The sequence below is a fragment of the Paenibacillus sp. FSL K6-2524 genome, from assembly GCF_038005525.1.
GTDB lineage: Bacteria > Bacillota > Bacilli > Paenibacillales > Paenibacillaceae > Fontibacillus > Fontibacillus anaericanus.
Window position 1 is genome coordinate 152,620 of the sequence record NZ_JBBOSP010000001.1, and the last position, 19,881, is coordinate 172,500.

Consider the following 19,881-nt stretch of genomic DNA (forward strand, 5'->3'; position numbering starts at 1 on the left):
GGTGTAGGACGCATGAAGGTTAAGCGAAGAGGAGAACAACATGTATTTAGTATATGCAGATGAACGAGGACAAGTATTTGATCATCCCACGCTATTTGGATTAGCTCGTAGCGCGGATATGATTGTTGAAATTATGGAAGATGAGTTAATTCCGTTACCGGACGGGGCAACTTTAGTCGGTTTGCCGAGCACGCGTCCAATTGGTATGGACCCTGAGACTGGCGAAATGATGGCACTCCCTGGTAAGGTACAAGCTGTGGGAGCATTGCTTCCGCAAGGGTTTACTCGGCTTTGCCTTCCTGGATATGTGAAGACGGATAAAGACTATAAGCTACCGCTATTTGGTTATTCGGCTGTTGTATGGAAAGACGGCAATTTCTATGTGACTGCCCGGCTATCCGATGATCCCGAGAAGTGGAACCCGCTGAATTGCGATCCATTGGAACTAAAAGAACAGGTAAAAGTCTTAAAGTCTCGTTATCCGGAGAATCGGTTGTATGATCATTTATCTAACTGCGCATTGGAATATGAGTGCTTGACGGCCTCAAATACATTCTTGAACCGATGGGAAGGCGCAGTCCCGGTATCTTATTCATGTAATGCGGGTTGTTTCGGTTGTATTTCAGAGCAACCTGATGATAGCGGTTTTGTAGCACCACAGACCCGGATGAATTTCCGACCACGCGTGGATGAACTGGTTGAAATCATGTTGGAACATCTGAAGACACCAGAGTCGATCATCAGTTTTGGACAAGGATGCGAAGGGGAACCTTCCACCCAGGCCAAGATTATTATCGAATCGATCCGTGAAGTGCGGAAAGTGACAGATATGGGCTACATCAATATTAATACGAATGCTGGACTTAGTGATCATATTCGGGGAATCGTCGATGCCGGCCTTGATTTGATGCGGGTCAGCACGATTAGTGCCCTAGATGACCACTATAATGCTTATTACAAACCACGTGGATATACATTAGCTAACGTAGAGAAGTCACTTCGTTACGCATATGAGCAGGGTGTATACACTTCAATCAATTATTTGATTTTTCCGGGTGTAACGGACCGCGAAGAGGAATTGGAAGCGATGATCGAGTTTGCCAAGCGCTCCAAGCTTCGATTTATTCAGCTTCGCAACCTGAACATCGACCCTGAAAGCTATTTGGAACTTATTCCAAAGGCGAAGGGTGAAATACTTGGAATGAAGCAAGCTATCGAAATCTTCCAAGAGGAATTACCAGACGTAGTAATTGGTTCCTACACACATGTTCCCCCAACGGAGCTACAACGTATAAAGAAGCGTCAGTAATCCGATCTAAACTTTGCATAGAAGAGCCCTCATTCCGAGAATATAAGGAGTGAGGGCTCTTGGTTACTTATGAAGTCAGTAGAATTATGAGTAAGGCTTTGGTATAATTATTTGCTAATAAGTAGGAGATCCGGTGCACTGCAGTATCGGATTATAAAGGTGGGTGTTTCTGATATTTAATATAGATACTTGTGTTGCTTATATAACTAGTAATTCTTCGAAATTGATTACAGGCACCTTTGAACAATTATTAAATAAGAAGGGAATTACTCGGGTTCAATGGATAGCCCTATATTATTTAGGTTTACAGAGTGAAATAAATCAAAAAGAATTAGCCGATAAGATGCATATTAAAGAATCTTCTGCTGCCAGACTGATCGATCGTATGGAGAGGGAGCAGCTGGTCATCCGTGAAAGAAGTAAACAAGATCGGAGAATTATAAAGCTTATTTTAACAGATAAAGGGATGCAATATAGACAAGAGTTGCTACCTGAGGGACAGAAGTTTAATGATCTTGTTTCCAAAGATATAACAGAGGAAGAGATGCAAACCTTATTAAGGGTGTTATCAAAAATGGTTACAAATGTAGAAGCATACCCACTAGAGTAGCAGTGGATATGCTTTTTATTATGTCGAATCCTGCCATAAATTGACGCCATTCTATATACTTGCTATACTAACCATTAGTATTGCAATAAAATTATAGGAGGTTTTTAAATGTCTTCAAATCCAAGAGAATTGCTAAATGATTTTTTGGGCGGCTTAACTGATCTAGGTAAAACCAACGGTGCGAATGTAGAGGCATTTATGGGATTGCTAGGAGCGTCATATGAACCCGGCAAACTAGATGTTAAAACAAAAGAATTGATTAGTGTTGCTGTAGCAGGGTTTAGCCGTTGCGAGTATTGCATTGTTTTCCACGTATACAAAGCACTTGAGGCAGGCGCAACACGCGAAGAGATTCTTGAATCCGCTATGGTAGCAGTGGCATTTGGTGGCGGACCAACTATGGCATATAGCGTTACTTTACTGAAAAAGTCGATCGATGAATTTGAAGGGGATTTCAAGTAAAACTGCAACATCAGAGTAGCGTAGTTATAAACCTCGTGATTTTATTTATAATGTCTTGAACTTTAAGTCTGATTGTGAATAAAATCACGAAGATTTCATTCGTTTGAAAAATTAGGAGGAAGCTCACCTTGACTAACATTACTTTGGATAGTATTTCTGGCCATGCTAAGGAAGCAAAGGTTTGCAAGATATATAAACTGGAAGGGGACTCTATATCCTCCAATGATGTTTTATTTGAAATTGAGTCCAGTAAGGGGAATAAAGCCATTACTTCTAACGTTACGGGGAAAATTATTAGCATAAACGTTGAAGAAGGGAGCATGGTAAAGGTAGGAGATATTTTAGCTGAGATTGAGGGAGGAGCCGACAACAACGATCCAACGGGTGAGACGAAAAAGTTCAATTATTTTGGCAGCCTGATAAAACCACAAAAAAAAGAGCTTGAAACAGATATAGCTATTATTGGAGGCGGACCAGGCGGTTATGTGGCTGCTATTCAAGCGGCAAAGCTAGGAGCCAATGTGACATTGATTGAAAAGGAGAATGTTGGTGGCACATGTCTCAATTGGGGATGCATACCTACTAAATCTTTAGTAAGATCCTCAGAGGTGTTTACTGATTTAAAGCATGCCGAAAGCTATGGGTTACATGCTGAGCTTGTTTCAGTTGATATAAAAAAAGTGATAGATAGAAAAAATAAAATTGTGGATCAATTGGTTGATGGTATTAGATATCTATTAGATAAACATGGTGTAACCGTAATTAAGGGTGTAGCACAGATTGTTGATGAAGCAACGATTTATGTTAAAGAAAAAAATGTTGAGTTTACAATTAAATCTAAAGACATCATTATTGCCACTGGATCAGAAACGACAGAACTTCCTATTCCGGGAATCACGCTCAAACAGGTAATAACAAGCAAAGAAGCGCTAGATTTGACGACCTTGCCGGAACGATTAGTTATTATCGGTGGCGGCGTAATTGGTATGGAGTTTGCATTCATCTTTAACAGCTTTGGCGTGAAGGTTTCTGTTGTGGAATATTTTGATCACATATTAGGCAATATAGATGCGGATATATATGAAGAAATGACACAGATCGCTAGGCAAAAAGGTATTCACATATTTACAGGTTCTAAAGTAGAGGAAATTATTGAAAGTGAACATGAGGAATGTGTTGTAGCTTTTGATAATCAAGGAACAAAGAAATTTATATGTGCGGATATGGTATTAATGGCTGCAGGTAGAACACCTTATGTAGGTGATTTAAACCTTGCGGGCTTAAATATACAATTGAATGAAAACAACAAAGGCATCAAAGTTAATGGGAAAATGCAAACAAATCTGTCAAATATATATGCAATCGGTGATGTGACAGGACATATCCAATTGGCACATGTAGCTTCACATCAAGGTATTGTTGCTGTTAACAACATTATGGGTCATGAGAGCGAAATGGATTATGCTGTGGTACCGAGTGCTATTTTTACAAGTCCAGAAATAGCAGTTGTTGGTGTTAGTGAAGCTGAAGCTTTGAGCAATGGGATAGAAATAGTTGTAGGTAAGTTTCCATTCCAAGCCAACGGTAAGGCACTTACTTTAGGAGAAAGTCAAGGATTTGTTAAACTGATTAAAGCTAAGGAAACGAATGAGATTATCGGTGGAGCTGTTATTGGGCCTCATGCAACTGATTTAATTGGAGAGATTACGTTAGCAGTTAAAAACGGGCTGACAGCGGAAAGTATTATTGAAACCATTCATGCACATCCGACAACTGCTGAATCAATCCATGAAAGTGCCTTGGCAACCGAAGGTGGTGCTTTACACTTTTTAGGATAGAGGGACCAAAAATATTTTTATAAATTACAGAATTTATTTGTGATGTATTTAATCGAATTGAGCTACAAATCCTAAAACAGGCAATTGCGTGGCATCATCTGTCGTGATATAATCAGAAAAGTGTCATGATAACTCTGTGCACGCATGAGGTACAGGGCGGAAAGAGGTGAAAGAAATGAATGAAGCAATTCAACCCAAATATAATTTGACTACAGTTACTTGCGCTTGCGGTAATACCTTCGAAACGGGTTCCGTGAAGCAAAATCTGCGTGTTGAAATTTGCTCCAACTGTCATCCATTCTTTACAGGAAAACAAAAATTCCTGGATGCTGGTGGACGCGTGGACAAGTTCAAGAAAAAATACGGCATCTAATAAGTTTTGCTGCTTAAGTAGCATCTCTAACAAATGTCAAATCCCCCACCTCTATGAGGTCGGGGGATTTTTTGTATTCTTTGAAGTGGAATACTATTTCTTAAATTCAACACTTTGGCGTACTTGAGTCCATTGGTCACTGGTGATCAGTCCGAGTCTCCACAAAGCGATACCTTTGAGATTGTATCTTTTGGCAAGACCGATCAGTGGATTCAGGGACTCCGTATTCTCATGATACATATTAAGCCCCAATACCAGTTTCGCTGGGTCGGTTTCTTTTACAGCAAGGGCAATAGCTTCATTAACCTTGTCAATAGGCTCTGGCTGATCTGTATTTTGATAATCATAGGCCATAATGATTATTTCATCCGCGATTTTACCCAGCGTCTTATAATCATACCCTTGATAAGATGAATTTAGTGCGTGCAAGGCAAGGGATAGCTTCAAGCCATTGGCGTTGGTCTCTTTAGATAAGTCTTTGACAAAAGAGTTAAAGGACTCCCGGGTAATTGTTTTGTCCGTTGTCAGTCCAAGGCCTTCGAAATCGAGCATAATCCCTTTAAATTTATTGTTGACAGCCGTAGATATCATTCCTGAAATAGCTTGTTTGCGAAGCTCAGCATCGTCGATGATTTTGGTCAATTCTCCATTTACATCGCCGGAGTATACCATGAGATAAGGAGTCGTACGGGAGTCTGAAGCGCTGCTAACTAGTGTTTCAGATGTAACATCCCCTAGAGGAGAGGGCATGTAGAAGTCTTTGCCTGTCAGAGTGAAATTTCCGTTCTCGTCAATTCGGCTCCAACCAAAGGCGACGGAATCCAAACTTGGGATAGAGCCGGCATCAGATATGGATTTGATGGCATAAAAGCCCAACGTATATAACCGCTTCTGTGGAGAAGTGATAGACACGGTACGCGTCGCTTGGTCCCATTTCACATCGGCTCCAAACTGCTGACTGAAGAAGCTGAGTGGAATAAGCGTATTGCCACTAACGGATTGTGGGGCTACATTGAGATTAACAGTGGTCCCGTCAACGATGGCTTTTTTGTTATTGAGGGTTAACTGAACACGAGTTGCATTTGCTCCTTCACCTTGAACCGCATCAATAGTCTTGGTCGATTGATTCCAAGTGATTTGAATGCCAAGCGCTTCCGAAATAGCGCGGAAAGGGACCATGGTGGTTCCTTCGACAATGATTGGTTCTGTTGGGAATGATAGCGGGTAGTTGTCTAGCTGAATGCTTACCGGAGGTGCCGCATCCACTTGGTTAATATGTAACCCTGTAAGTGTTCCTGCTAATAGAGTCGTGGCTAGTAGTACTTTTCCTAATATTTTCAACAATTTCATCCTTTCTATCAAGTTCCATATTATACTATTAATATATCAAACTATTAGATGAAGTGCATTGGGTAGGAAGAGCGAATTTAGGAGGATAAGATATGAGTTTTAGAAAATGTTCGATGATCTCGTTGATCTTGATGTTATTCATAGTGCCTCTGCTTCCCGCGCAGCAAGTACAAGCTCAAACCAAGCTGTATACAGAACAGTTATTCGAGGTTAGGGACAGAGTTTCAAATAACAAGCAAGGGGACATCGCGTTTAACGGGGAATTCTATTTATTCTTTGATTATGGAGGATACCTTTACAAATCGTCTGATGGCTTGAATTGGGAGGATCAGGAGCCGTACACAATGATCGATGGTGTCAAATGTGACGGTGCGTCTGGCCTCGTTCGTAGGCTCATTTTTGATGGGCAACAGTTTATTGTTCTTTATGATGGGGGTTTTTCTACTTCTAAGGACGGGAAGATCTGGGATCAACATGTAATCCCTTATACAGATGACAAAGAGTATGCCTTTCAGGATCTTCTATACATAAATGGAACCTATTATTTCTTGGCCCAAGATCGAGATAAGGCCGTCAATGGTTTTTATTTTGCTGGCCCGAATCATATTCTGATTTCGAGTGATCTGAAGAGTTTTCAAAAGGCGAAGTTTAAGAATATCGAGAAAAGCATCGCTGGTGAGCGGCCTCTTGATTCACTAGTAACGAACGGGAAAATCTTTCTGGCGAGCGGTAATACCTCGGCTGTTTCTAAAGATGGGAATATTTGGACAAGTAAAGGTACTAATTTCCTAGGTGGCTATAATGGGGTATGGGATGGTAAAAGGTTTCTATACGCCTATCAGAATTCCATATTCTCTACGCAGGATGGAAGCAAGACAACAGAATTGTTCTCCTTTAAAAATGCAACTTGGAATGAGAAGACAGGGAAGTATTCCAAAGATGGCTTACGCTTGTATCTGAATGTTATTGGGTATAACGGTAAAGAATATTTGGCAGCGGGCAATCACTTTGACTGGAGTTCACCGGGTCGAGCTGAGCAAGAAACCGTTTTGATCTACTCTGCGGACGGGAAAAAGTGGGAGAAGATAACGATCCCGCAAGGAGGTACTGATTTTACCAGTATCGTCCCGACCTCTTTCGGATTTTTACTCATTGGTAATAATCTATGGGCAGTTAGCTCACAACCGCTTAATAGAACAGCAGAGCCAGAGGTGCAGTAAAATCTATTTAATAGATATTATTTCAATTAAAAAAGCTTATTGGTAGTAGTTACTTTTGTCTTCAGCATCTCTAGGGTCTTTGGTTGCAATTTTGATTAGCATGAGATATAATGATTTTTACCGTGCTAGATGGGGAGGTAGCGGTGCCCTGTAACTCGCAATCCGCTATAGCGAGGTTGAATTCCTGTTAGAGGTCTTGTCGATGTGAGGTCCGGTCTTTACGGCAGACGTTGACGGACGGGTCCTCCGCAATGAGTACCTGTGAACCTGGTCAGGTCCGGAAGGAAGCAGCCATAAGCAGTTTCACTTTTGTGCCGGAGGAGAGCCTGTCCCGAGTTGCGCTTTAAAGGTGCCGCTTGGATCGCAATGATCAATAACAGGTGCACGGCTACATATTATTATGAAGATACATCTTTGTCTCAGGACAAGGATGTTTTTTTGTATGATGGATTGTCAAACCTAGTTGGATAAGGGCTAAATTCCGTGTTATCGATATCGAGTAATCTTGTGCAAAAGAGTGTTCCATAAATTTCTACATACACTTGCTGGAGAAACTCGATTAAAAGTTTTCCTCGATCCTCGAGTATAGTATAATAAGGAAGCGGCAATGCCGCTTAAGGGAAGAAAGAAGGTGCCGCATATGGAGCATATTGCGTTGTACCGTGCTTGGCGGCCACAGTCGTTCCAAGACATGGTGGGACAGCAGCATATTATCCGCACGCTGCAGAATGCGATCCGCGAGGGAAGACTGTCTCACGCTTATTTATTCTGTGGACCGCGTGGAACCGGGAAGACCAGTGCCGCAAAGATTTTGGCCAAGGCGGTCAACTGTGAAAAGGGACCCGCGCCGGAACCCTGCAACGAGTGCGATTCATGCCGCCGGATTACTTCAGGCGCCGTTATGGATGTACTTGAAATTGACGCCGCTTCCAATCGCGGGGTCGAGGAAATCCGCGATCTCCGTGAGAAAGTCAAATATGCCCCTACGGAAGTAAGACATAAGGTTTATATTATCGACGAAGTCCATATGCTGACGACCGAGGCGTTTAATGCATTACTCAAGACGCTAGAGGAACCGCCGCCGCATGTCATGTTTATTCTTGCAACTACAGAACCGCACCGTTTGCCGGCTACAGTTATTTCACGTTGCCAGCGTTTTGATTTCCGGCGGGTATCTTTAGAAGAACAAAGTGAACGTCTACAGCTTATTTGTCAGCAAGAAGGCATTACAGCTGAAGATGAAGCGATTCAGTATATTGCACGATTGTCGGATGGTGGGATGCGTGACGCACTCAGCATATTGGATCAAATAGCTTCATTTACCGATGGACATGTTTCATACCAGCAGGTGCTGGATATGACGGGAGGCATTCCTTCGGCGCAGTTTGCAGAGCTAGCCAAGACGCTACTTGAGGGCGATGTTGGCGGTATGCTGCAAATGATTGAAAGTTTCATGCAGGAGGGGAAAAGTGCCGATAAGTGCATGGAGAACCTACTGTATTATTTCCGCGATTTATTGATGATTAAGATGGTCCCAGCAGCAGAGAAGCTGACGGAGCGCGTGCTTGATCCTCAGGATTTCAGAGAGATGGCACAGGCCTTTTCGCGGAATCAATTATTTGCGATGATTGATACACTTAACCATTATCAGACAGAAATGAAGTATGCAGTACAACCGCAGATGTTGTTTGAAGTAGCATTGCTGAAGATATGTGGTATTCCACAACAAGAGCAGCATGCAGGCCATGAGAATACCACGGTTAATGTAAGTAATTCTGTTCCTAATTCTGAGGTACAGCAGCTTAAGCGCCAGTTGGCTGAGTTAGAGAAGAAGCTGGAGCGTGCCGTTCAAGGTGGTTTGGGAAGTGGAGCTGGATCAGATGCTTCAGGGGCACAATCAAACCGACCTGCAACAAGAACTGCCGCACCGAGGATATCTTCTACCGCCAAGCTCCCTTCGGGACTTGCGAGTTATGTAGCGCAGCGAAACAGCCCGGAGTTTGTAGCAGCTGAAGGTAAGTGGAATGGCGTACTACAAGCGGTTAAAGAAGAGAAAGTAACCATACACGCTTGGTTTGTGAATGGGGAACCTGTTTCCGCGCTGGAAGACTCTGTTCTGGTCGCCTTCAAAAATGATATCCACCGTGAAACCACGGAGAAGCCAGCTAACAAACAAGTAATTGAGTCAGTGATGGCACGAATACTTGGCAAGCCTTGCCGCTTGGTGACGATGATGCTGAAGGACTGGAATGATGCTGTTCAAGGGGCTGCGGAGCCAGCGAAGGAATCCCTTGAATTGGAGTTACCCTCTGAAGGTGGGGAAGGCAGTAAGGAACCTTGGGTAGATGAAGCCCTTCAGATGTTCGGCGATGATCTAGTGGTCATCAAAGAGTAATAACTATATTTAATCAGCAACATCTATACTATAATAATGAAATCGAAAAGGAGTTGTGAATGATATGAATAACATGAACCAAATGATGAAGCAAGTGAAGAAAATGCAAGAGCAAATGTTGAAGGCCCAAGAGGAGCTCGGCGATAAAGTCATTGAGGGTAGCGCAGGTGGTGGCGTAGTTACAGTACAAGTGAATGGTCACAAAAAAGTGATCTCTCTGAACATCAAACCAGAAGCTGTAGATCCAGAAGATGTTGAAATGCTACAGGATTTAGTTCTCACAGCAGTGAACGACGCTCTAACCAAAGCTGAAGAGCTAGCAAACCAAGATATGGGTAAATTTACAGGCGGAATGAAGATTCCAGGACTGTTTTAATCCACAACTGAAGGAGACCGCCCATTGTATTATCCAGAACCGATCGCGAAGCTGATCGACGCATTTACCCATTTGCCAGGAATCGGACCTAAGACGGCCGCGAGGCTGGCTTTTCACGTGCTGCGCATGAAAGAGGATGACGTTATCGATTTCGCCAAAGCCTTGGTTAGTGTGAAGCGAAATCTTCATTACTGCTCCGTCTGCTGCAACATTACGGATTGTGATCCCTGTCGGATTTGTCAGGACAAGACTAGGGATGCCTCTATAATTTGTGTGGTTCAAGACTCCAAGGATCTGGTTGCCATGGAACGGACGAAAGAATTTAACGGCTACTATCATGTGTTGCAAGGAGCTATCTCTCCTATGGAGGGGCTAGGCCCGGACGATATCCGGCTGAAGGAACTGCTAACTCGATTGAGCGATGAGCGAGTGAAAGAATTGATTATGGCTACCAATCCCAACATTGAGGGAGAGGCGACGGCTATGTATATTTCTCGCCTTGTTAGACCGTTTAATATAAGTGTTACACGGATTGCTCATGGACTACCTGTTGGTGGTGACTTGGAATACGCAGATGAAGTAACGCTATCCAAGGCACTAGAAGGCCGCCGCGAATTGCATTAACACCTAGTACAAGAAGAACCTTGACCCGAATAAATAATCGGGATCATGGTTCTTTTTTTTGTTGCAAGAAGGTATAAGTTCGCGTTGATTTATCCTCTTTTAGTTCTAAGTTTGTCCTTTCATCGATACAAATGAAATAACTGGATGAAGGGGAGTGACAGAGAGTGGGGCAATGGAGAGGACCAATAGCAAGATGGAGATCGGCACCGCAGGAGGATAGTGATTTCATATACAAAAAACAACTATACCAAGAAGTTAGCAAAGCCAGAGAAGAGTGGGAGCGGGCATACCAGGCTTTTCAGGCGGCTGTTGAAAGTGACGAAGTTGATGTAGCTATTTATACACTTGAAGCGGCAGAGAGACGGTATCAGATACAGCTCAAGATTGCTAAGGGAGCAAACTTGAATTGGAATATTTTCAGGCAAAGATAAACTTTAAAGATACTTTTATGAGAGAAATACTTTAGAAAGGACAAGTGTGATGATGAAATTGGTACTGGTGGGTGTATTAGTTGTTTCGTTGATCTTGTTATTATATATTTTATTTGTCAAAAAACTGGGGTTCGCCTGGCTCACTCGTTTGGGCTTTCATGTTGTGCTTGCTGCACTAGGAATATACCTTGTTAATTTTTCAGGTTTGTTCACCGAAGTGTATATCCCGTTAAATCCTGTAACTATGAGTACAGCGCTGGTTTTAGGACTGCCTGGGGTCGCTTTATTGGTCGGATTAAAAATGACTATAGTTTGAAATGAGAAGAATAAAACTCGATAAACCCTATTAGGGCTCATCGAGTTCTATTTGTGTTTGCAATTTGTATTCTTTTTATAAGTTTGTCGATACCTTAATGGAGATTCACTAGTGATTTTTCGGAATAAAGCATGGAAAAATTTCATATCTGAATATCCGACTTCTTCTGCAATTTGCCTCACTGACCAATCGGTATGTACAAGGAGCTCGCAGCTTTTGAGAATGCGGACATGCTGGATATAACGATTAAAGGTTTTGCCTGTAGCTTGTTTGAACATAATCTGAAATTGTCTGACACTCATAAAAGCTTTCTCTGCTAGCATTTCCAAAGTTAAATGTTCCTTGTAGTTGCTATGTAGTAGTTCCAGTGCATCTTGCATTCTTTCTGCCACCATAGTAGCAGATTCGGTATAAGAGCCAATATCGTTTTCACTAGCGAGACGGTCAAGCACTATAAATATTTGGAGCACCAATGAACGAATCAATACTCTATAGTTGCTTCCACGATTGTAGTACTCTAAGTAGGCTTCATTAAATAAATGATTCAGCCTATTACGGTTATCTCTGAACTGGTACCAATATCCTTCTCCTGCACATGTTCGAGTAATCATTTCATATAAGCGGGAGTCTGCCGGAAAGTTAATTAATAATTCCTGAAGAGCCTCTAATTTGAATATACAGTTGCATACAACGAGTGGATGTGAGGTTCGGGCAGAGACAGGACGAAACACGTGCACAGTGCCTACCGGCAGAAGAAATACATCTCCTTTTTGGACCGGATATGATTTTTTGTCAATAAAGTGGTGCCCCTGTCCTTCCTCTACCAGGCAGAGCTCCACGAAATCGTGTATATGTTCTCGAAGGTGGAATGCCTCGACTTCACGGTTTAAGTAGATAGGAAAGTCATCCTCGAAAAAACGAGTTCCTCTTAATTCAAAAACCACCTGAAAGCGCCTCCATATATGAGCAGTATTTTAAGAGATATGTATAAATCTTATATTATCCATAGTTTTATGCAAAGATCAAGGTCAGAAATAACTCTACATAATACCCCTCGTTATTATGCAAGATCGACCTATAAATGTCCGCCCCATGTCCCCTATACTGTGAGTGATTAGAAACAAGCGACTCACAAATACATCTTTATGAGGAACAACATAAGGGGGAGGAGATAGAGAAATTATGGGAATTAATGTGGTGCGACTGTTAGTAGAGGATGAAATCAATCCTCTGGTTATCGGGACTGATCGCCCCAGATTCAGCTGGAATATAGAACCAGATTATCCAAATAAACAATGGAATCTCATCCAATATGCCTATCGTATATTGGTAGCCGACAACGAAGAGCTTTTAACGGAAGATAACGGGAATATGTGGGACAGTGGTAAGGTTATTAGTGACCTTTCCATCTATATTACGTATAACGGTATGGCTTTGTCTCCGGGAACACGCTATTTTTATAAAATTCAAACTTGGCATAGTGATGATGAATATTGTGGATGGAGCGATGTTGGCGAGTTTGGGACGGGATTGTCTACACAGGACTGGTCCGGGGATTGGATCGGAAGATTGGATCGAGAGGAAAAGGAACTTGTCCCTGCTAGTTATATGCGTCAGGAGTTGGTTGTGGGCAAGCCCATCGCTAGAGCTGTGTTATATGCAACGGCACTAGGAACCTACGAGACATGGTTTAATGGTTATCGCGTAGGGGATCACATATTGGCTCCTGGATGGACGGATTATTCACAGAGAGCATTCTATCAGGCCTTTGATGTGACGAATATTTTACATGAAGGCGATAACGCTTGGGGGATCATATTGGGTACAGGCTGGTATTCAGGAAATATCGGCATGATGGGAACGCGTATATACGGTAACCACCCAAGCTGCCTTATGCAATTGCAGATTGAATATCAGGATGGAACTAACGAAATCTTCTGCACTGATCGTAGTTGGAGAATAAGTGAAGGTCCAATCCTATATTCAGACATGATCAAAGGGGAAAGTTATGATTCGCGGCTTGAACACGAGGGTTGGACCTTACCAGGGTTCAATGACTCAGAATGGAACTCAGCAGATACATTTGAATCCTATAGTGGGGTATTACAACCGCAAAATGGCCCACCAGTACGTATAATAAAAGATGTAGCGCCTATATCGAGTTATGTGACAGAGCGTGGGACCACAATATATGACTTCGGACAGAATATGACGGGTTGGACAGCAATTACTGTATGTGGTATTGCCGGCAGTCGTATCTCGATCAATCATGCTGAAATGCTGGATCAAGATGGTTCTCTCTATACCTTGAATTTACGTAGGGCAGTTCAGATTTGTCACTATGTACTGAATGGAGAGGATAATCAATGTTTCCAGCCGCACTTTACCTTTCATGGATTCAGATATATAGAGATTGAAGATTTGAATAAGGACATAACAATGATATCAATTTCGGCTAAAGCGATACATTCGGATACGCCTTTAACTGGTGAATTAACGACTTCAGATGAACTTGTTAATAAGCTCATTTCCAATATTCAATGGGGACAAAGGGGAAATTTTCTGTCGGTTCCTACAGATTGTCCGCAACGGGATGAGCGGCTAGGTTGGACTGGTGATGCTCAAATATTTGTAAGGACAGCCTCTTACAATATGAATGTCGCAGGTTTTTTTCGTAAATATATGGTGGATGTTCTGGATGCGCAGTCTCCAGAAGGAGCATTTCCCGATGTTGCTCCAGATGCAGGTTGGAAGGTGTACAAGGGTATCAGTAGCTCCAAATGGTTTGCTCCAGATAATGCTGGTTGGGGCGATGCTGGCGTTATTATTCCATGGACGATTTATCTTATGTATGGAGATCTAGAGATATTAAGAACAAGTTATACTGCGATGAAGCGCTGGGTCGATTATTTAAAGAAGAACAGTGATGGATTGATAAGACCCGATTACGCCAATCATGCAGATTGGTTATCCGTTGGTGCAGATACCCCTAAAGATGTACTCGCAACAGCATATTTTGGCTATAGTACCGCTTTGTTCGCTCGTATTGCGAAGGTGCTTGGCAATCATGATGATGAGAGGGCATACCGGCAATTATTTGAACAGATTAGGGAATCATTCATTCGTGCTTATGTCTCTGCGGATGGAACAATCAAGGGTGATACACAAACGGTATATGTACTGGCGCTTTATTTCGATCTACTTACACCAGAATTCAAGCAAAAATCAGCTAAGCGGCTGGAAGAACTCATTGTCAGCAATGGCGATCGACTAAGTACAGGGTTTCTGGGTGTAGGATACCTGCTTCCTGTACTAACTGAGAATGGTTTCGGTGATCTGGCATATCGATTGCTTCATCAAGAGCAGTTTCCATCATGGTTGTATTCAGTAAAGCACGGTGCTACGACAATATGGGAACGATGGGACGGATGGACAGAAGAGAAAGGTTTCCAGACCCCATCAATGAATTCTTTTAATCATTATTCTTTGGGTTCAGTGGGTGAATGGCTGTACAGATATGTAGTCGGCATAGAACCAGATGATGAGCAGCCTGGATTCAAAAAAATCAAGATTGAACCTCATCCTGGAGGGAAGTTAGTTTCTATTAATAGTAAATATCAGTCTCCCTACGGTGAAATTAGGGTTGAATGGTCTCGAGACAAGGATAGATTTCATATGTCCGTGAACCTCCCGGTAAACACGCATACAGAGCTTCGTATTCCAGGTGAAGTTATTCTAGCAAATGGACCTGCGCAATTCATAGGAACTGAACAGAACCGATCTATATTTAATGTGGGCTCTGGGAGCTACACTTTTGAAAGTGTGATTTCTTCAGAGGATTTTACAGAATAAGCTGAGTTATTAGGAGGATAGGAATGGGTGAACGTTTTGAGAGTCATGTTGCTCTGCTTCGTAAGTTTATATCTGAACAAGCAGAGGGGTGCCTTAAGGGGCCAGCACATTATTTGAAATATCCATTTATTGATCCTGGATCTGTCTATAGTGCTAACTTGTGGGATTGGGACTCCTTCTGGTCAACTTATGCCCTACTGAATTTGGAGGGAGACCTGCTACCGCAAGGATCGGTTACTCCATTTGCAAAAGGGAATATTCACAATTTCTTTGATCATCAGATGGATGACGGATATATTCCAATGATGATCGAGAAAGGACAGACAGAGGAACCTTATTTGATCGGCAAACGCAAAGAGGGTGTTCTGCTCAATATGCATAAGCCGTTCTTAAGTCAACATATTGCACTGATCTCAGGGCACTGTAACGATTATGAATGGGCCAGAACGTACATTGATGGACTTGAGAAGTATTTCGCTTGCTACGATCGTGATTATTATAATGAAAATTGCAGTCTTTATGTTTGGGCAGATGACATTATGATTGGGATGGATAATGATCCAGCTACCTTCGGAAGACCTAAGTTCTCCACCGCCAATATTTATTTGAACTCATTTATGGTGAGTGAAATGAAAGCGATGTCACTACTTTGTGGTGAATGGGGACTTTTCGATAGGCAGTGCTATTACAATCAGAAGGCCCAGAAACTGGAGGAAGCAATCCAAGCGGAATGTTGGGATCCAAGGGACAAATTCTTCTACTCTGTGGATGTGGATATTAAGACAAGACAGTTCGATTGGTTTCACACGGGTCTAGGGGTGTTCTGGAAAACACTGCCCATTAAAGTACGAGCTTGGACAGGTTTTATTCCTTTATGGTCAGGAACAGCTACTGTCGAACAGAGCCTTTGCTTATCAACAATGCATCTAGCTGACAAGAATACGTTCAATAGCCCATATGGAGTTCCCTCACTTGCTATGGATGAGAAAATGTACAATATTTCAGCAACAAATAATCCGTCGAACTGGTTAGGTCCGATTTGGGGGATTGTCAATTATGTGGCTTTCCGTGGCTTGATGAACTACGGCTACAGGGAGGAAGCTGAGATTATTGCCCGTAAATCAGTGGAATTGTTCGGAGGAGATCTTGAACGTAGTGGAACTCTTCATGAATATTACGATCCTGCGAGCGGTAAGCCAGTGATGAATGGCGGTTTTCTCAACTGGAATATGCTTGTACTTAATATGGTGAGTGAGCTTGCTGATAAACCAGCGCTTTCTCGACATTTAAGGGAATGAACTCACATGGTTCCTTGCTATTAATATTTGAAAACGGTTTCCAAGTGAATTTTTAATATAAAGAGATTACGATTTCACCATATTCTGAATGGAGGGTTTATATGAAATTACAAAAGAAGATGTTGACGGTACTGCTTATATTGATGATGTTTGTTGTTGCTGCTTGCTCAGGTAATGGAGGCAATGACGGAGCGAATAGTAGTAGTTCATCCAATAGTAATAAGAAAAATTCATCTAATGAAAATGTAAGTCTACGGATTATGTGGTGGGGCTCTCAGGCTAGACATGATGCTACCTTAAAGGTAATTGAGTTGTTTGAAAAGAAATATCCGAACATTAAGATCAGCCCGGAATATATGGGCAATGATGGTTACTTTGACAAACTTGCAACTCAAATCGCTGGAGGTAATCCTCCCGATTTAATGCAACTTGGAAATAACTACCCGGACTATGTCTCCAAAGAGGCATTGCTTGATTTAAGCCCTTATGTGGGTCAAGAGATTTCTATTGAAAATTTTGATCAGAATGTAGTTGAAGCAGGGGCTATGAACGACAAGCAATACGGAATTAGCCTTGGCTCAAATGTATTGGGTCTAGTCTACAATAAGACACTCATGGAGCAAGCTGGACTGGAGCCACTTAAGGAGAATATGACTTGGGAAGATCTTGAGGCATATGGAAAAGATGCTGTAACTAAATTAGATGGTAAATTCGCCTTCGCAGATCAATCGTTTTTCACTCATTATCTGAACTATTTCCTTCGTCAACAGGACAAAACGTTCTATCGTGATGAAGCAGTAGCTTTTAATCAGGAAGATGTCGAGAAATGGTTCGATATGTGGAGTAACTTCCGGGCAGCAGGTATAGTCCCTAGTTCTGAGGCATCTGCATCTATGTCGGAGACCAGTCCTGATGTATCCTTGCTAGTTCAAGGAAAAGTATTAATGTCCCTAGTCTGGTCCAATCAAATGTCAGGATTCCAGAGTGCTATGCAGGACGAGCTAGGTGTCAGCTTGTTACCAACGGCTAAAGATGAGAAACGTTCAGGTTTATGGATTCAACCGAGTCAATTCATGACGATCAGTAAGGAATCTAAGCACCCTAAGGAAGCGGCATTATTTATTAATTTCATGGTTAACGATCTAGAGGCTACAAAGATTCTAGGGAATGATCGTGGTATCCCTGGCTCCGAAGAAGTTAGAAATATGTTGAGCGGTGATGGTTCGGATATGGATAAGAAAATATATGAATACTTCAACACGGCAGCAGGTGTAGCGAGTAGTATGGATCGCGAGCTTCCTAACATTGGAGAATTCGATGGTCAGTTGAATAATGCAGCTATGTCTGTAGGATTTGATGCTAAGTCATCTGCAGAAGCCGCGGTTGATGTTGTGACTGCCGCAGAAGCCGCCGTTGCTAAATCGAAATAAATGAGCTAGTGAAAGGGTGAGCATATTGAATCAGATTGTAGCTAAACAAAAAAATCGGACCGGTCATCATGACCGGTCCGGTATTCACCCGATAGTAAAGTGGTGGAAGCGTAATTCAACAGCTTATTTATTCCTGCTACCGTGGTTTCTAGGTTTTTTTGCACTTACACTAATACCGATGATTTCTTCCTTATACCTGTCATTTACCGATTTCAACTTACTCACCCCATCCAATTGGGTTGGGCTTGATAACTACGACAAGATGTTTAATCATGATCCACGCTATCTAAAATCACTTCAGGTCACGTTTCTGTATGTATTTAGCTCAGTTCCCTTAAAGCTAGGTTTTGCCTTATTGGTAGCGATGCTTATGAATAAAGGGATAAAAGGGCTTGGCATTTACAGAACCATCTATTATATTCCTACGCTATTAGGAGGCAGTGTCGCAATCTCTGTTCTCTGGCGTAAAATGTTTGGCGGTGGCGGGGTTATTAATTCCTTTCTATTGGATACCTTTGGCATCCATGCCCCCGACTGGGTTTCTAATCCTAAGTATGCCCTATCTTCACTGGTCGCATTGTCAGTTTGGCAGTTTGGTTCCTCAATGATTATATTTCTAGCTGGTTTAAAGCAAATTCCCCAAGATTATTATGAGGCATCCCAAATTGATGGGGCAGGTAAATTCCGTCAGTTCTTAAACATAACGATCCCTACATTGTCTCCGGTCGTACTGTTCAATGTCATTATGCAGATGATCAGTTCATTTCAGGCGTTTACACCTGCGTTTATTGTCAGTGGCGGCAAAGGTGGACCCTTGGATTCAACGATGTTCTATACACTTTATTTATATCTCAAAGGATTCTCCTTCTTCGAAATGGGCTATGCATCAGCTATGGCCTGGGTGCTACTAGTAATCATCGGAATTTTCACAGCCCTTATATTCGCTTCTTCGAAGCGTTGGGTAACCTACGGCGATGGAGGCGAATAGGTAATGGTGTCCACTATAAAAAATTACAGAATTTTGTTGAAGCATCTATTAATCATATTCTTTGGAGCCCTAATGCTATATCCAGTAATCTGGATGATCATGAGTTCCTTGAAGCCTAGCCAACTCATCTTTAGTGACCTCAGCTTATGGCCAAGTCAGTTTACATTAAGTAACTTTGCTGACGGGTGGAAGGGAATTGCAGGTCGCGGATTTGGCATTTATTTTTGGAATTCACTCATTATATGTGCTTTTGTTATTGTTGGAAATGTGATCTCTTGTTCGATGGCCGCTTTTGCGTTCGGGCGCCTTGATTTTAGTTTGAAGAGGCTATGGTTTGCTTTGATGTTGGTTACTATTATGTTGCCACAGCATGTCAGAACCATTCCTCAGTATATTATGTTTAAAGGTATGGATTGGTTAGATAGCTTTCTTCCTCTGATAAGTCCGAAATTTTTGGCTACCGAAGCCTTTTTCATCTTCCTACTTGTTCAATTTATTCGGGGCCTACCGAAGGAACTGGATGAGTCAGCGCGGATTGATGGCTGCGGTCCTGTTCAAATATACTTGCGCATGATTATGCCATTGGCATTACCTGCCTTGGTTACTACAGCCTTATTCTCCTTTATGTGGACATGGGATGATTTCTTCAGCCAATTGCTGTATCTCAATAATTCGGCTAAGTATACCGTTCAGTTAGGACTTCGTCTATTTATGGATTCTACTGGTGAGTCGGCATGGGGACCTATGTTTGCTATGTCGGTGTTATCACTTGTGCCCAGTCTCATCCTCTTTTTCTCTATGCAAAAGTATTTTGTTGAGGGGATTGCTACGACAGGAATCAAGGGATAATTCGAAAGAAAAGTATATGATGAGGAGGCTGTTAATTGCTGCAATCTAAAGAATTGGATGCATTGTTAACTGACGTGGAGCAATGGGGGAGGTTCGAGCTTGTTCAGATAGCCCCCGAGCAAAATAATGCTTTTGGTGATGGACTCTGGAGTGCGACGTT

19 protein-coding genes and 1 other RNA gene (1 of these 20 only partly in view) are annotated in these 19,881 nt (G+C 42.2%); 18 read left to right on the plus strand and 2 right to left on the minus strand.

Annotated features, from left to right (window positions below):
• Positions 1 to 40: 40 nt before the first annotated feature.
• From NST85_RS00670 to rpmE, 5 genes are all read left to right on the plus strand, one after another.
• Positions 41 to 1,309 carry a radical SAM protein gene (locus tag NST85_RS00670; protein ID WP_127194612.1) on the plus strand — a complete coding sequence of 423 codons (1,269 nt, stop codon included), beginning with the start codon at positions 41 to 43 and terminating at the stop codon, positions 1,307 to 1,309.
• Between the two features lie 163 nt (positions 1,310 to 1,472).
• Entirely contained in the window at positions 1,473 to 1,919 is a 447-nt protein-coding gene (locus NST85_RS00675; protein ID WP_211350269.1) for a MarR family winged helix-turn-helix transcriptional regulator, read from the plus strand.
• Between the two features lie 108 nt (positions 1,920 to 2,027).
• The gene (locus NST85_RS00680) at positions 2,028 to 2,381 is read left to right on the plus strand and encodes a carboxymuconolactone decarboxylase family protein (protein WP_127194613.1); all 354 of its coding nucleotides are present in this window, start codon (positions 2,028 to 2,030) and stop codon (positions 2,379 to 2,381) included.
• Between the two features lie 128 nt (positions 2,382 to 2,509).
• Positions 2,510 to 4,219 (plus strand): dihydrolipoyl dehydrogenase, encoded by a 1,710-nt coding sequence (gene lpdA / locus NST85_RS00685; RefSeq protein ID WP_341188263.1) that lies wholly within the window; start codon positions 2,510 to 2,512, stop codon positions 4,217 to 4,219.
• 175 nt (positions 4,220 to 4,394) lie between these two features.
• Positions 4,395 to 4,592, plus strand: a complete 198-nt coding sequence (gene rpmE / locus NST85_RS00690) for a 50S ribosomal protein L31 (RefSeq protein ID WP_127194615.1) — start codon at positions 4,395 to 4,397, stop codon at positions 4,590 to 4,592.
• Between the two features lie 93 nt (positions 4,593 to 4,685).
• Here the strand turns inward: rpmE and NST85_RS00695 are convergent, their stop codons facing one another.
• Complete coding sequence (locus NST85_RS00695; RefSeq protein WP_445671138.1) at positions 4,686 to 5,933, minus strand: stalk domain-containing protein; 1,248 nt, start codon at positions 5,931 to 5,933, stop codon at positions 4,686 to 4,688.
• Between the two features lie 101 nt (positions 5,934 to 6,034).
• Between NST85_RS00695 and NST85_RS00700 the strand changes: the two genes are divergently transcribed.
• From NST85_RS00700 to NST85_RS00730, 7 genes are all read left to right on the plus strand, one after another.
• Positions 6,035 to 7,162 carry a hypothetical protein gene (locus NST85_RS00700; RefSeq protein WP_341188265.1) on the plus strand — a complete coding sequence of 376 codons (1,128 nt, stop codon included), beginning with the start codon at positions 6,035 to 6,037 and terminating at the stop codon, positions 7,160 to 7,162.
• 120 nt (positions 7,163 to 7,282) lie between these two features.
• An RNA gene (gene ffs / locus NST85_RS00705) (signal recognition particle sRNA large type) lies at positions 7,283 to 7,550 on the plus strand.
• Positions 7,551 to 7,802: 252 nt separating this feature from the next.
• Entirely contained in the window at positions 7,803 to 9,557 is a 1,755-nt protein-coding gene (gene dnaX, locus NST85_RS00710) for a DNA polymerase III subunit gamma/tau (RefSeq protein ID WP_127194618.1), read from the plus strand.
• 64 nt (positions 9,558 to 9,621) lie between these two features.
• Complete coding sequence (locus tag NST85_RS00715) at positions 9,622 to 9,933, plus strand: YbaB/EbfC family nucleoid-associated protein (protein WP_127194619.1); 312 nt, start codon at positions 9,622 to 9,624, stop codon at positions 9,931 to 9,933.
• 24 nt (positions 9,934 to 9,957) lie between these two features.
• Positions 9,958 to 10,557 carry a recombination mediator RecR gene (recR, locus tag NST85_RS00720; protein WP_127194620.1) on the plus strand — a complete coding sequence of 200 codons (600 nt, stop codon included), beginning with the start codon at positions 9,958 to 9,960 and terminating at the stop codon, positions 10,555 to 10,557.
• A 164-nt stretch (positions 10,558 to 10,721) separates the two neighbouring features.
• Positions 10,722 to 10,988, plus strand: coding sequence for a DUF2508 family protein (locus NST85_RS00725; RefSeq protein ID WP_341188266.1), 267 nt, complete (start codon positions 10,722 to 10,724; stop codon positions 10,986 to 10,988).
• A gap of 52 nt (positions 10,989 to 11,040) precedes the next feature.
• On the plus strand, positions 11,041 to 11,304 hold the full coding sequence (locus NST85_RS00730; RefSeq protein ID WP_127194631.1) for a pro-sigmaK processing inhibitor BofA family protein: 264 nt from the start codon (positions 11,041 to 11,043) through the stop codon (positions 11,302 to 11,304).
• 47 nt (positions 11,305 to 11,351) lie between these two features.
• On the opposite strand, the gene NST85_RS00735 is transcribed toward NST85_RS00730, so the two are convergent.
• The gene (locus NST85_RS00735) at positions 11,352 to 12,248 is read right to left on the minus strand and encodes an AraC family transcriptional regulator (protein ID WP_341188267.1); all 897 of its coding nucleotides are present in this window, start codon (positions 12,246 to 12,248) and stop codon (positions 11,352 to 11,354) included.
• 238 nt (positions 12,249 to 12,486) lie between these two features.
• Here NST85_RS00735 and NST85_RS00740 point away from each other — a divergent pair, with 238 nt between their 5' ends.
• From NST85_RS00740 to NST85_RS00765, 6 genes are all read left to right on the plus strand, one after another.
• Positions 12,487 to 15,156: a family 78 glycoside hydrolase catalytic domain gene (locus NST85_RS00740; RefSeq protein WP_341188268.1), complete on the plus strand. Its 2,670-nt coding sequence runs from the start codon at positions 12,487 to 12,489 to the stop codon at positions 15,154 to 15,156.
• A 23-nt stretch (positions 15,157 to 15,179) separates the two neighbouring features.
• The gene (locus tag NST85_RS00745) at positions 15,180 to 16,454 is read left to right on the plus strand and encodes an MGH1-like glycoside hydrolase domain-containing protein (RefSeq protein WP_341188269.1); all 1,275 of its coding nucleotides are present in this window, start codon (positions 15,180 to 15,182) and stop codon (positions 16,452 to 16,454) included.
• Between the two features lie 101 nt (positions 16,455 to 16,555).
• Positions 16,556 to 17,884, plus strand: a complete 1,329-nt coding sequence (locus NST85_RS00750; protein ID WP_127194624.1) for an ABC transporter substrate-binding protein — start codon at positions 16,556 to 16,558, stop codon at positions 17,882 to 17,884.
• Between the two features lie 82 nt (positions 17,885 to 17,966).
• Positions 17,967 to 18,872, plus strand: a complete 906-nt coding sequence (locus NST85_RS00755) for a carbohydrate ABC transporter permease (RefSeq protein ID WP_246054412.1) — start codon at positions 17,967 to 17,969, stop codon at positions 18,870 to 18,872.
• Between the two features lie 3 nt (positions 18,873 to 18,875).
• Positions 18,876 to 19,721 carry a carbohydrate ABC transporter permease gene (locus NST85_RS00760; RefSeq protein WP_127194625.1) on the plus strand — a complete coding sequence of 282 codons (846 nt, stop codon included), beginning with the start codon at positions 18,876 to 18,878 and terminating at the stop codon, positions 19,719 to 19,721.
• A 35-nt stretch (positions 19,722 to 19,756) separates the two neighbouring features.
• Positions 19,757 to 19,881, plus strand: partial view of a DUF5605 domain-containing protein gene (locus NST85_RS00765; RefSeq protein WP_341188270.1) — the 5' portion only. The gene runs 1,363 nt beyond the window's last position; only the first 125 of its 1,488 coding nucleotides appear in the window; it begins with the start codon at positions 19,757 to 19,759; its stop codon lies beyond the right edge, outside the window.

Excerpts from the sequence above, each read along its gene's own strand:
- dnaX (WP_127194618.1), top strand. The coding sequence starts at position 7,803 with ATGGAGCATATTGCGTTGTACCGTGCTTGGCGGCCACAGTCGTTCCAA.
- NST85_RS00760 (WP_127194625.1), top strand. The coding sequence starts at position 18,876 with ATGGTGTCCACTATAAAAAATTACAGAATTTTGTTGAAGCATCTATTA.
- NST85_RS00700 (WP_341188265.1), top strand. The coding sequence starts at position 6,035 with ATGAGTTTTAGAAAATGTTCGATGATCTCGTTGATCTTGATGTTATTC.
- NST85_RS00680 (WP_127194613.1), top strand. The coding sequence starts at position 2,028 with ATGTCTTCAAATCCAAGAGAATTGCTAAATGATTTTTTGGGCGGCTTA.
- rpmE (WP_127194615.1), top strand. The coding sequence starts at position 4,395 with ATGAATGAAGCAATTCAACCCAAATATAATTTGACTACAGTTACTTGC.
- NST85_RS00670 (WP_127194612.1), top strand. The coding sequence starts at position 41 with ATGTATTTAGTATATGCAGATGAACGAGGACAAGTATTTGATCATCCC.
- NST85_RS00745 (WP_341188269.1), top strand. The coding sequence starts at position 15,180 with ATGGGTGAACGTTTTGAGAGTCATGTTGCTCTGCTTCGTAAGTTTATA.
- NST85_RS00715 (WP_127194619.1), top strand. The coding sequence starts at position 9,622 with ATGAATAACATGAACCAAATGATGAAGCAAGTGAAGAAAATGCAAGAG.
- NST85_RS00730 (WP_127194631.1), top strand. The coding sequence starts at position 11,041 with ATGAAATTGGTACTGGTGGGTGTATTAGTTGTTTCGTTGATCTTGTTA.
- NST85_RS00740 (WP_341188268.1), top strand. The coding sequence starts at position 12,487 with ATGGGAATTAATGTGGTGCGACTGTTAGTAGAGGATGAAATCAATCCT.
- NST85_RS00750 (WP_127194624.1), top strand. The coding sequence starts at position 16,556 with ATGAAATTACAAAAGAAGATGTTGACGGTACTGCTTATATTGATGATG.